Source organism: Pseudomonas oryzicola, from assembly GCF_014269185.2.
GTDB classification, from domain to species: domain Bacteria; phylum Pseudomonadota; class Gammaproteobacteria; order Pseudomonadales; family Pseudomonadaceae; genus Aquipseudomonas; species Aquipseudomonas oryzicola.
In genome coordinates, this window is sequence record NZ_JABWRZ020000001.1 from 906,188 (window position 1) to 918,754 (window position 12,567).

The window sequence follows — 12,567 nt, forward strand, 5'->3', positions numbered from 1 at the left end:
CTCATATCCGACTCCCTTTGTCTGCTCGGATACAGCCTACGTACGGCTCCCAGGCTTGTGTTTCGCTTTCAGGCAAAAAAATCGACGGAAATTAGAAGTCTGGAAATCCTCCAACCAGGGGCATGCACAAGCCGCATGACGCAACCAGATTGTTGGCTCTCAAAGCCCAAGGCCAAAGTCACCTCGGATGCAGCTTTTTCTGCTCAAATGCGATGCGGTTCATTACGCAGACTGGAATTGCAAACCCTTGGATATTGGTTTTGAGAATTTCGTGGCCGTCTTCGACGATTCCGCAGGGCACTCCCCGCCGGAAGCGCATTCCCCTGCCGATGTAATTGCGAAGGATGATTTCCCAAGACTCATCGTCGTAGTAGGCGCCAGTGATATCAGCCCAGTTGGCCGTAACACCGCATCCAACAATTCCTTCAGATGTCAGGCAGAAAATTTCTACTTGGTTTTCCTTTGTAACAGGTACGGCGTAAATCCGGCCGTTGGGTGCTATGGGAGGAAACGTCTGCCCGTTACCGAGGTGACGAAATTCCATGGTGGATCTCCCGTGCATTGAGTTGCATAGCACCCTATGCCAGTTCATGGAAAACCCAAGCCGGCACAAATCGAGTACAGATGCAGTTGGGTTTCCAGAGGGCCTTCATAAGCTGTGGCAATCAAAACAGGGAGTGGCGCCATGGGTAACAAATCAACCACGATCCGAATCGGCTTGCTGGCCGCGACAGTAGCTCTTCTGGTTGGGTGTTCTGGCACCCGGGGGACTAGCACTGCGCAGCTTCCTGAGCCGAGAGATGTACCGAGGGAAAAATGGTCGGATGCTATGCATGTTCTGACCGCCATGGGGATTTCAGGGCAGCGTGATGTTCCAATCGAGTTGGCAGGGGCAGTTGAAAGGGTGAGCCCAGCTAGCGGCTCTGGAACAGTGCTCGGGGATGCTGGATTAAGCGCGGTTAGCTTCGCTTCGCCACCTACAAGCTTGAGTGGTGGCGCAGCAGCGGGAATTGGCTTGGGCTTGATGCTGTTGGGTGGGTCGAGCGATCCGGTGCGTGCAACTCAGGTTGTAGCGCATCGGTCGCCAGGTAAAAATCATTAAATTCATGGAAAATTATTTGCTCTGGATTAGGTCGTTCGTCGAGCTCTTCGCACAATTCATCGCGCAGCTCGACACTCAAGTATTGACTCACAAGTGCAAAGGCATCATCGACCTTTTTGCTCTTTGCTCGGTGCATGTCCAACATGTGCTTTTCGGCTTCATCGCGCACCAACTCAGTGATCACCAGCTTGATGTTCGAATTTTTTAGCTGACTCAAATGACCTATCAGCCCTCCCCTGAAGGTCCTCCCATTACGATCAAAAGCCTGCGTGTCAAAAGTGACCGCCGTTATTTGACCACAAATAAGTTTTTGACGCAGAGCTTGAAAATATGCAGGATCGATGTTCATGCCGCTTTCACTTTGGATTTGAACGATAACTACTGAATCAGGATTTTCTGATCCCGGCTATCATATTGGGTGATTGAGAGGCCAATTCGCCGATCTTGGCCGGTTTAGCGGGTTCGACACATGAGCCATCCCCCACTACCTCCGTTGTGCCCTGCTCTCCGAGCAGGCGATGGATGGGGCGAAGCGATAAAATTCCATTGGGCTTTCTGCGGTCATCAACTCACCCTTGTATTCCTGCTAAAAGGATTATTGCTTTGTAGTCAATCGCATGGATTGGATGATGGCATTTTGATGATCTGGTGACTAGCGTTGTGAGCTGATCGCGGAAGGACGATCAAATGCTGGCCTTCCGGATAATGACCGGATGACAGTATTCAGGCCTTCTCCAGCCGGCGCCTTCCTGATGGGTGATGGTGAGCGTTGGGTTGGGATCGATAAGCAACGGATCCACGCTTGCGTACCCTTAGAGAGCCAGGCGTGCTTTGGTCGTTCTCAATAATTCTTGTGAAGTGGTGCTATCAGCCAGGAAGAAAATGCATCCAGCTCCGCTCGTACCACACCACCATGGTTAGCTCGAATAGCGAAAACTCCTGCGTATGGCGGACAGCCGAGCAGGGCTCAGTGGGCCAATATGGACGACTGCTTCTGACCGGTTGCTGTCCTTCGCGAGAGGCAGCTACGGGTCGATAGCGGACGGTCGCGAGAGACCGCTTCCGACCCATAGCAGCCCTTCGATGTGCCTAGGGAACTTAGGAAAACTTACGGTTGCATTCATTCAAGATTGGTGCCGTCGCTTATCTTGCACCCGCCTTTAGCTAGAAATTTATTCACAAGTGATTTAGCTTTTGAAGGCGATAAATGTCTCAAAATACCAAGTCGCTGACATCCCCTGATGATTAAGTATCGAATAGATGCTGGCAAATATTGTGTCATCTTCGCTCAGACCCAGGTCTTGAATTTTTTTGATGTCTTCATCGGCTAGATCAATTGTGGTGTAAATTCCTAGCGGTATGTGGTGCAGTGTGATTTCCTTGGGCGTTACTTCAAGATCTATTTCCTCTATTCTAAATAAGTCTGTTTGCGTTATTTTATCTCCAGGATTGGAGATGGCGACATCTATTTGAAGCTCCTTGGCCATAAAATAGCGCAGTTTCATAGTAAATTCTTCTTGATTCAGCGTGTCGCCAAACGAAGTTTTGTAGACCTGCTGGCGAGCAAAGTCCTCGATTATCTTTGTAATAATTTCTCCGGATTTGTACTGTGAATTTGACGGTGAGAATAGTTCTTTGTAAATCGCCTTTAGGCTGTTAATGCAGTTAAGCGCTTCAGCGCCTAAGGTGCTTTGATCGCGGGTTTTAAAATCATCATTGAAATGGAGGCAGTCGTTCCGAACAATCCGTATGGCATCAAATGCTTTGTGCGTTTCCTCAGATAACTCTCCCCGTTCTTTCAGCTTCTGGAGGCGAACGTGTTGCGTGAGGCTTTGCAGATCGATGTGGCCCGTTTTTTTTGCAAAGTATTTGCAGAGATCTTCACTCGCAATTCCAGTTAGAGCAATGGTGCTATAAAATGCTCCCAGTGCGTAAGTAAGTTCTGCTTCTTTAATGAGGCGAATAAAGTCCCCTGTCTCCTCCACCACGCCGATGTTGTCAATCTGCCACTTTCGTTCAGTTATTTGTTCGATTTCATTGTTGATCCAAGTGGTGAATGAGTGTTTATAGGCGGACTTGTCTCGTTTCGTAAGAGCTTTAGATTCCTCCGCTGTAATGTTCTTGTAGTCGAATCTTGTACAATCAAAATAGCGCATGAGTCTTTCCTTTTTCAATGCAAAAAAATCGAACTATAAGTAATTTGGTGCTTCGGCGTTTTTGCTGGGCGCCGTATCCTGTAAGGCCTCTCTAAGTTCAAGTAATACGACCTGGGACTTATCAACCATTTCGCGACTAACGACAGGCTCCGCCCCATGAATGATTGCGTTTCTAAGCGTAATCAGATCTTTCAATTGAGTGAAAAGATGATGCTTAATTCTTCTTCCTCGCCAAAGCATCTCCGCGAGGCGAACATTAGAGGTGCGCTTATATTTGGGTGATGAGTCCATTGCTTCAATGAAGGGCTTCAGCGAGCCAGTAGTGTCGACCAGAACTCTTTCGATTTCATTATATATTCGCAAGAAATTTTCTAGGCTGCCTTCAGTATTGTGGAGGCTATGGCCTGGGTCGATTTCGTTTTGAATCGCTTGGCTGGCCGCTTCCACGTTATGCGGAGTTACCACGTCTAAAACAAAAACGGAGATTGCTGCAAATGAAATAGCAAAGCTTGTCTGTGCTGTGTTCATCAACGCCGTTAGGAGCAAAGTGCTCTTAGCTCCCTCTTGAGCGATGATTAAGTTGGTTAGAATGATGGTAAGTCCTACCAATAGCGTGATCACTATTAGCTGCTTGAGGTAGCGGCCCTCCACTTTTTCGATGGAGACTGCTCGAGTTTCATCGTTTCGAGCCTCGCGAAGTAGTTCGCTTCGGAAGAATAAGTATCCGGTAAGAGTCAGCCCATAAACTGCTGCAATTACCTGGGCGGATGTCGAATACAAGTACATGATTTGATTTTCGTTGAGTTCGAACCATGCGTTACTAGTCGCCACAATGGTTGACAGAGTGCTTATCGTAATCAACGCCGTGGCGGTGAATAATGCAACGGCAGTGCTAGATATTGAATGTAAACGCATATACCTCATCCCTAATTCGGTTTCCTGCTTTGCAGGCGTAAGCCTGAGCCTAGCACTCCGAAATTTCGCTGAAAAGGCATTATGCCATCATCGACCCTCGTTGCTAAGGGGTTGTGATGCGCTTTTAAGTCGTTAGGTGCTTAGAGATCCGGACTCTGTTTGCAGAATATTCTGATTTCCTGTTCATCTCGGCTTAATCTTGTTCTAACCCTATCGAGGAATAAAGGGTAAACGATGCAATTCTCAAAGCAGTCCCAAGACTGACCGCGAAGGTGGTTTCTATCATGTGCATTTACTGCGAGGCATCAGGGTAAGGTAAGGCTCGCAGCGCTCCCCCGCAGAGATGATGGCGCAGTCGATAGCTTAAGATCGGCGCTCAGCAAGGCCAATGAAAACACTAGGGCGGTACTCCGATTCTGAATCACACCATCTTGGGGTCATTCGATTGTCTGCTATGGGTCGACTCCTGCTGGTCAAGACGTACCCGTGCGCTTGTCACATCCGATGCAAATGGCTGGTCAAGTCGAATGCAAACAGGTGGTCAAATCAGTGCAATTAACCAACTTAGTCTATTGTTCTGACCATTGGCGATTTTTTACGTATGTCCAACCCTCAACCCCACGTGCGAGTGTGAAGCCTCGAGCCCCAATCTCAATTAATAGACGTCTACATTCTTCAGGCTCGGCACCTGTGACTCTAGAGAGAGTCTCAAGTGAGCGTCCCTCTGGAAACTTGGAGTTCTCAAGCATTTGTCTTAGCAGGTTTTTTCTTAGATTGTCTAGGGAGTTAGCTCTGCGATTTTGATACCAATGGAATAAAAGGTTTCCCGCTATTGAAAGAATAGAGCCAACTACTACCCCAATAAAGCCAATAAGTGCAGCCCAGAACTGTGCGTCGCTTGCCATTTTTAGTGCAAGTTCTTGTGCGATTTGTTGGTCGAGCATACTCATTGATCCTTGTTTTTTGCATAGATATGGCCGAATATAGGCGAAAAGCCATCATATCGTCTATCCCTTGGATAGTCGCTGTACTTTTTGATCTGTCGCATGCCAACTACAATCCGGTCGCCGATGAAGTCCTTAATCTATTGGGCTGCTCTGCTTGGTAAAAAAGACAGCAAGGTAAAGGGCCGCATCTGGCCGACTCCGGCCTGACTCGACAGAATCAGAGCGGCCGATTCGCAAGCACTGGCAACTGTTCCAAGCGCTCAGGTAAGTCCATCTGGGCGCTGATTACTTCTCCCAACCAGGAAAAGGGCAACCTACAAAACCTACAGAACTTAGTTTCGTAGGTTCTGTAGGCTGCCCTATCTGCCTTTTGGTAAACAGGTTGGGTCGAGGTTACCTTTTTCGCCAGATGTAGCGTGTGGATGGGCGGCCACCTTTTTCTCCGGCCACCTCGTAGCCAATGATTAAGTCGTGCTCAGCCAGAACAGCGAGTGCTTTGTTCACAGCGTCCTGAGAGCCCAATCCCATCCAGTCTTTCTGGCGCACCTCGCGTGTGGTAAACGGTTCGTGTAATTTCTGTTTACGCTCTAGGATCAACCTGGCACCGAGTAGTGGGGCGTTGATAGCTGCGCCGTAGAGTCGCAAGGCATGGCTCATCAGGTAGCTCGCCCAGTTAATGGCGCGGGACGTGGACTCTGTGCCCACGGCTCTCTGTCCACCATCGACCAGTTCGAACAGTAGGGCCAACCCCGCAATGGTCTGCGGCATTTTTAGATAATGGGATTGCAATGCTGGGTGAAGTTCTTCGCTCCGGCTTTGTCGCATATGACGCGTATACCAGGCGTTAAATATTTCCTGTGCTTCTGGGCTGAACCTGAGAGCAGCACGAGGCTCGGATGGGAGCTGGTCGAGGTGGTTAATAATCTGTTCCACCTGCTTAGCGGCAGCTTGGTTCGGCCAGCGATCGATCAGACGCCACTCACGGATGTCGTCGGGATAGACGGCGAGCTGTAGGCGCTGAATCAGGCCGTCATCCACTTCGCCGCTGATCGCGGCGTTCACGAGGGATGCGATTCGTGAGGGTTGAATTCCGCCTATCAGCGATAAACAACATGACTCGATGAACAGGGTGCCTCGGCCAATACGATCGTAGGTAAATGAGCCGTTGCCATCGAAGCACTCCAAGTAGAAAGCGCGTGCCACTGAGCCGTCCTCACTCTGTATTGTTGCGAGCCAGCCCCCGAGCTCGTCACGTACTAGCAGCAGGCCGTTTGGGTTCTCGTTGAGCAGCTCACCGAGCTTTTCTACCGTTGAGTCGTTGACGGTGTAACGACGCTGCACTGGAGGCAGCACATCACTCGAAACCTTGGTGAGTTCCGCCCGCGCTCCAAGTTTGTCACCGCTGCTTACAAGTTTCGTCGCCTTGCTCTTAGCAGCCTTGCGCTCGATGTCGAGCAGCTCAGTGTTGGTCCTGTACTCCTCCAACGCCATGGAGTGCTGATTTCGCTCTCTTGTCTCCAATGCGTCCAAGGGACGAAGCGCTTGCTTGAGCGCTGGTGTTTTCATCGCAGACGGCCGTCCAATGATGACCCCCCATTGGTTGGGAACGACTGTCCAGTCATCATGTTGCTTTGGGTGGATGGTGAATTTGCGTCCGACTACGGCGCTTACAGCAACCACAAGCGTGACCCCAACAAAATCCGGTGGGCACTGAGTGCGCTCGGCGACATCCCGCACGTATTCTTGAAGAACAGCAGGCAGTAGCTCTCCACGCCAGGGCATAACCCTGGCCAATCCGCTCGGCAGTGGCTTTGGCACGATGCTTGGATTCAGATAAGAGGCACGTGCTGCCTCGGGCATTTCCGCCAAGAACGACGGTAGCTGCTCGTGTGTGGTCATTGCTCATCTCTCTCAGAGAGAGCCCGAGTGACTCCATCACGCTCGCTGATCTTGCTCTCCAGCCAGGCTTCCACCTCCGCGACGACGAAGTAAACGCCAGCCTGTTTGCTCGGGCCAAACTTGATGGGGCGAGGGAAGCTGGGGTCGCTTTCGCGCAGCTTCTCGAGGCCAGAGCGGCTCTTGTCAAAGCAGTGCTGCAGCGAGGCGTGACTGATCAGGTACTTCTTGGGGGCATGTGTCGGCATGTGTGGGTCTCTGTGTGTAAGCCGACACAGATTTAATACCCCTGCCAGACCGCTGTGGCTCGATTTCAAACCGAAAAATCGTCGGAAAACGCAGTGACGGTTGATGCGATGGGGGGCTTAGCCGCAGATGTGGAATTGGCCAGGAAGGCTGTCATAAAGCTGGCATTACCGAGCCAAAACAACCCATTTAGGCACAAAAAAGGCACTTGCGAAATTCGCTAAGTGCCTGTTTTGTAAGGATTATTTGGTGGAGCCGGGGGGATTTGAACCCCCGTCCGCCAGTACTCCGCTGTCGGTACTACATGCTTAGCCGTGTCTACTGAGTTAATCCGCAGCCGCCCGACGGGCAGGGTGCTTTGGACGAGTTGGGTAAGTTTTAGTCGCTTTGCCCCCAACGTGCTACACGACGATCCTGTTCTGTATGACAATCATTTCGGGTTTACAGGCATCCCCTGATGATTGCTGGAGCCGAAGCTACCAGGAGAGCGGGCTCAGCTGCTTACGCAGCGAGAGCGTAACCCTCGTAGTTTTCGTCATTGGCAACTATAGAAAGTTGCAACAGTGGATTTACGAGTTCTGTTACCAACTCGGCATGCACCTAGAGTTTCGCTACCGGCGTCGAATCCTAATCGGCCCCACACTAGCTCTAAGCTAACGCACCTTACGGCACGTGAGGCAGAGTATACGCCATTGTGCGGGCGACGTCGACAGCAGGTCCCGTCGCCCGCGCCTGGCGTCACGAGCCGCTGTTGCTGTCGCTGCCTTTTTCGGTCTTGTCCAGGCGCTCCAGCACCTTGCTGGTGATAGCGATGCATTCCTTGGTGTCGCCTGCGGCCTGGGCGGCCTTGGCCTTGTCGACGTGCTCGGTGATGGCCTTGTCCAGGCCCTCGGAGGTGGCGCCGAGGGTGGCCATGTTGTCGTCGATTTTCTGCAGGTTGGTGGCGCAGAGGTCTTCGGCGGCGAACACCGGTGAAGCCAGCAGGGTGGCGGCCGCGAACAGGGCCGAAAGCGCGGTACCTTTCATGGGAGTCTCCTCTGGGGCCTCTGGAAGGTGGGCCTGTAAGGTGGACTGCGGGGGATTGGCGGGGGTTCAATCGGGAAAGTGGCGGTGCTGGGGATGGCACCGGCGTGCCGGTGTTCGCGGCTGAAGCCGCGCCTGCAAGCACAGCCTGGGCCCAAAGCCGGAGCAGTATCTGTGGGAGCGGGTGTGCCCGCTCCCACCTGGATGGTATCTGCCGTCAGCTGCTGCGCGGGCGGGTGACGCGGTCTACCAGGTAGACCAGGCCGTGGTAGTCGATACCGCTGTGGCTGGACAGCCCGATCTCGCAGGTGCGGCTGGTGGAGATGCCTTCGCTGCAATACTGCACCGCGTCCTTGAGGCTGCGCAGCGAGTGGGCGTTGAGTTCGGGGGTGGTGAAGCCTTTGTCACCGGCAAAGCCGCAGCAATGAATGCCTTCCGGGATCACCACTTGCGTGCTGCAACGCCGTGCCAGGTCGATCAGCGCCTGGCTTTCACCCAGGTGCTGGGTACTGCAGGTCACGTGCACGGCCACGGGCTCGTCCTGAGGGGTGAACTCCAGGCGGTCGAGCAGATGGGTGCGGATGAAGCGCACCGGGTCGTACAGGTCCAGCCGGCTTTCGCCCAGGTCCTGGACCAGGCGCAGAGTGCACGGGCTGGTGTCGCAGTAGATCGGGTCGAGGCCTCCGCGGCTGGCGTGCAGCAGCGCATTGATCAGCTCCTGGCGCTTGTGTTCGGCCTGCTTGGGGTAGCCCTTGGAGGCGAACGGCTGGCCGCAGCACAGACTGTCGGCGTTGTCGGGAAACACCACCTGGTAGCCGGCCTTTTCCAGCAGCGCGCGGGTCTTGTCCAGCAGCGAACTTTGCTCGCGGTCGGCATAGGCCGGGCCCATCACCCGTGAAACGCAGGCGGCCAGGTACACCACGCGGGGGCGGGCGTCGTGGCTGGCCGGGCCGAAGGGCAGCGGGCGCAGGGGTTGCGGCATGGCCGGGGTCCACTGCGGCAGGCGGCCTTTGCTGGCCTTGCTCAACGTGGCGCTCAGGCGACCCAGGCGCGGGGCCCCCAGCAGTTTGCGCGCGGTGTTGGCAGCGGTCAGGGTCAGGCGCGCGCCGCCGAGGGCGGTGTGGAAGTTGTCGGCCAGCCAGTCGGCGGTCTTGGTGTGGTCAGCGGCCTGGCTGCGCAGTTTCTTCACCAGTTCGCCGGTGTTGATGCCCACCGGGCAGCGCTGGGCGCACAGGCCGGTGGCGGCGCAGGTGTCGATGCCCTGGTACTGGTAGGCCCGGCGCAGCTCCCGGGTGTCGATGCCGGCGCGTTGCTTGGCCTGGATGTCACGCCACATGACGATGCGTTGGCGCGGGCTGAGCGTCAGGCCCTTGGAGGGGCACACCGGCTCGCAGAAACCGCACTCGATGCACTTGTCGACGATCTCGTCGGCGGCGGGCAGCGGCTTGAGGTTCTTCAGGTGGATGTCCGGGTCTTCGCTCAGCACCACGTCTGGGTTGAGGATGCCGTTGGGGTCGAGCAGGCGCTTGAGTTTCCACATCAGCTGGTAGGCGTCACTGCCCCATTCCAGCTCGACGAACGGCGCCATGTTGCGCCCAGTGCCATGCTCGGCCTTGAGCGAGCCACCGAACTCCACCGCCACCAGCTGTGCCACGTCGTCCATGAACGCCTGGTAACGGGCGACTTCCGCGGCGCTGTTGAAACCTTGGGTGAAAACGAAGTGCAGGTTGCCTTCCAGCGCGTGGCCGAAAATGATCGCTTCGTCATAGCGGTGCTTGTCGAACAGCTGGATCAGGCGGTTGACGCCTTCGGCCAGCTGCTCGACCGGGAAGGTGACGTCTTCGATGATCACCGTGGTGCCGGTCTGGCGCACGGCGCCGACGGCGGGGAAGGTGTCCTTGCGGATTTTCCACAACTGGTTGTACACGACTGGGTCTTCGCTGAAGTCGACCTGTTGTTCCAGCGGGAAATCGGCGATCGCGGCCATTACCTGTTGCAACTGTTCGTGCAGCAGGCTCTGGCTGGCGGCGCGGGATTCGATCAGCAGGGCACAGGCGTGGTCCGACAGGCCTTTGACCCACAGCGGCATGCCGGGCATGTTCTGCACCGAGCGCAGGCTGCGGCGGTCGAGCAGCTCTACCGCCGAAACTGGTTGCTGCTTGAGCACGGTCACCGCGCGGCAGCAGCTTTCGACGCTGGGGAACACCAGCAGGGCGCTGGCCTTGTGCGGGTGGTCGGGCACGGTGTTGTAGGTGACTGCGCTGATGAAGCCGAGGGTGCCTTCGGAGCCGACCAGCAGGTGCTGCAGGATGTCCAGCGGTTGGTCGTAGTCGACCAGTGCATTCAGCGACAGGCCGGTGGTGTTTTTCAGCCGGTACTTGTGCCGGATGCGCTCGGCCAATGCGGTGTTGGCACGGGTTTCGCGGCCCAGGCGGGCCAGTGCTTCCAGCAGCTCGGCGTGGCTGGCTTCGAAGGCGGCGACACTGGCCGGGTCTTCGCTGTCCAGGCGCGTGCCATCGGCCAGCACCAGGCGCAGGCCGGCCAGGGTGTGGTAGGTGTTCTGCGCGGTGCCGCAGCACATGCCACTGGCATTGTTGGCGACGATACCGCCGATCTTGCAGGCGTTGATCGAGGCCGGGTCGGGGCCGATCTTGCGCCCGAACGGGGCCAGCCAGGCGTTGGCCTGGGCGCCGATGACCCCCGGCTGCAGGCGGATCTGCTCACCCTGGCCGCGGATTTCGCGGCCGTTCCAGTTGTCGCCGAGCACGATCAGCACCGAGTCGCTGATGGCTTGGCCGGACAGGCTGGTGCCGGCGGCGCGGAAGGTGACCGGCACCCGCTCGCGCTGGGCCAGTCTGATCAGGCCGACCACCTCGTCCTCGGTTTCGACGCGTACCACCAGTTTGGGGATCAGCCGGTAGAAGCTGGCGTCAGTGCCGAAGGCCAGGGTGGCAGTGGGGTCGTCGAAACGGCGTTCGGCAGGGATCAGGCGCTCGGCATCACGCAGGAACGCGGCAGGCAGGCTCATGCAGTCTCCTCGCGGGGCTGTGGCGTCTGTGCGCCACATGCCCCGGGTCAATCAGGCGGTCGTTCTTGCAGGCGTCAGGCGCCCAGTTCGCGTACCAGCGAGTCGCGGGTGATTTCGCTGATCGACTTGGCACCGGTCAGCACCATGGCCACGCGCATTTCCTTCTCGAACAGCTCCAGCAGGTTCTTCACCCCGGCCTGGCCGTGTACGGCCAAGGCGTAGAGGAAGGCGCGGCCGATCAGCACGGTGTCGGCGCCCAGGGCGATCATGCGCACCACGTCGAGGCCGCTGCGGATGCCCGAGTCAGCCAGGATCTTCAGCTCACCCTTGACCGCGTCGGCAATCGCCGGCAAGGCACGGGCGCTGGACAGCACGCCGTCGAGCTGACGGCCGCCATGGTTGGACACGACAATACCGTCGGCACCGAACCTGACCGCATCGCGGGCATCATCGGCATCGAGGATGCCCTTGATGATCATCGGACCGTCCCAGAAGTCGCGGATCCATTCCAGGTCTTTCCAGGAGATCGACGGGTCGAAGTTGTTGGCCAGCCAGCCGATGTAGTCGGCCAGGCCGGTAGGGTTGCCACGGTAAGCGGAAATATTGCCCAGGTCGTGCGGGCGGCCCATCACGCCGACATCCCACGCCCACTCGGGGTGGGTCATGGCCTGCAGCACGCGGCGCAGTGGGCCGTGCTTGCCGCTCATGCCGGAATGCGCGTCGCGGTAGCGGGCGCCGGGGGTGGGCATGTCGACGGTGAACACCAGGGTCTTGACCCCGGCAGCCTTGGCCCGCTCCAGGGCGTTGCGCATGAAGCCGCGGTCCTTGAGCACGTACAGCTGGAACCACATCGGCCGGTCGATGGCCGGCGCTACTTCTTCGATCGGGCACACCGACACCGTGGACATGGTGAACGGAATGCCATGCGCCGCCGCCGCGCGCGCCGCCTGCACTTCGCCGCGGCGGGCGTACATGCCGGTGAGGCCGACCGGGGCCAGGGCCACCGGCATGCTCAGGGTTTCGTCGAACAGGTGGGTTTCGAGGCTGAGCTCGGACATGTTCTTCAGCACGCGCTGGCGCAGGGCGATGCCGGCCAGGTCCGAGACGTTGTGGCGCAGGGTGTGCTCGGCGTAGGCGCCGCCGTCGGCATAGTGGAACAGGAAAGGAGGCAGCTTGCGTTGGGCCGCGGCGCGATAGTCGGTAGAGGCGGAAATGATCATGGATTCTCGCAGCGTTGCTTGTGGGGATTGCCGG

The 12,567-nt window shown here is 56.5% G+C and carries 10 protein-coding genes and 1 other RNA gene; all 11 read right to left on the minus strand.

Annotation, left to right across the window (positions count from 1 at the left end):
- Positions 1 to 178 precede the first annotated feature (178 nt).
- The 11 genes from HU760_RS04095 to lldD all read right to left on the minus strand — a co-directional run bounded on the left by HU760_RS04095 (position 179) and on the right by lldD (position 12,533).
- Entirely contained in the window at positions 179 to 544 is a 366-nt protein-coding gene (locus HU760_RS04095) for a hypothetical protein (protein ID WP_186672821.1), read from the minus strand.
- Positions 545 to 977: 433 nt separating this feature from the next.
- Positions 978 to 1,451 (minus strand): PIN domain-containing protein, encoded by a 474-nt coding sequence (locus HU760_RS04100; RefSeq protein WP_186672828.1) that lies wholly within the window; start codon positions 1,449 to 1,451, stop codon positions 978 to 980.
- Between the two features lie 838 nt (positions 1,452 to 2,289).
- Positions 2,290 to 3,258, minus strand: a complete 969-nt coding sequence (locus HU760_RS04105; protein ID WP_186672830.1) for a DUF4145 domain-containing protein — start codon at positions 3,256 to 3,258, stop codon at positions 2,290 to 2,292.
- 33 nt (positions 3,259 to 3,291) lie between these two features.
- Complete coding sequence (locus tag HU760_RS04110) at positions 3,292 to 4,173, minus strand: hypothetical protein (protein WP_186672832.1); 882 nt, start codon at positions 4,171 to 4,173, stop codon at positions 3,292 to 3,294.
- A gap of 569 nt (positions 4,174 to 4,742) precedes the next feature.
- Positions 4,743 to 5,117, minus strand: a complete 375-nt coding sequence (locus HU760_RS04115; protein WP_186672834.1) for a hypothetical protein — start codon at positions 5,115 to 5,117, stop codon at positions 4,743 to 4,745.
- Positions 5,118 to 5,513: 396 nt separating this feature from the next.
- The gene (locus tag HU760_RS04120) at positions 5,514 to 7,019 is read right to left on the minus strand and encodes a YfjI family protein (protein WP_186672836.1); all 1,506 of its coding nucleotides are present in this window, start codon (positions 7,017 to 7,019) and stop codon (positions 5,514 to 5,516) included.
- Complete coding sequence (locus tag HU760_RS04125; RefSeq protein WP_021205333.1) at positions 7,016 to 7,264, minus strand: helix-turn-helix transcriptional regulator; 249 nt, start codon at positions 7,262 to 7,264, stop codon at positions 7,016 to 7,018. Before HU760_RS04125 ends, HU760_RS04120 begins: the two co-directional genes overlap by 4 nt.
- Positions 7,265 to 7,509: 245 nt before the next feature.
- Positions 7,510 to 7,901, minus strand: a transfer-messenger RNA (tmRNA) gene (gene ssrA, locus HU760_RS04130).
- Positions 7,902 to 8,000: 99 nt separating this feature from the next.
- On the minus strand, positions 8,001 to 8,288 hold the full coding sequence (locus HU760_RS04135; protein ID WP_186672838.1) for a PA2433 domain-containing protein: 288 nt from the start codon (positions 8,286 to 8,288) through the stop codon (positions 8,001 to 8,003).
- 214 nt (positions 8,289 to 8,502) lie between these two features.
- Positions 8,503 to 11,313: an FAD-binding and (Fe-S)-binding domain-containing protein gene (locus HU760_RS04140; protein WP_186672840.1), complete on the minus strand. Its 2,811-nt coding sequence runs from the start codon at positions 11,311 to 11,313 to the stop codon at positions 8,503 to 8,505.
- Between the two features lie 74 nt (positions 11,314 to 11,387).
- Entirely contained in the window at positions 11,388 to 12,533 is a 1,146-nt protein-coding gene (gene lldD, locus HU760_RS04145) for an FMN-dependent L-lactate dehydrogenase LldD (protein ID WP_186672848.1), read from the minus strand.
- Between the last annotated feature and the right edge of the window lie 34 nt (positions 12,534 to 12,567).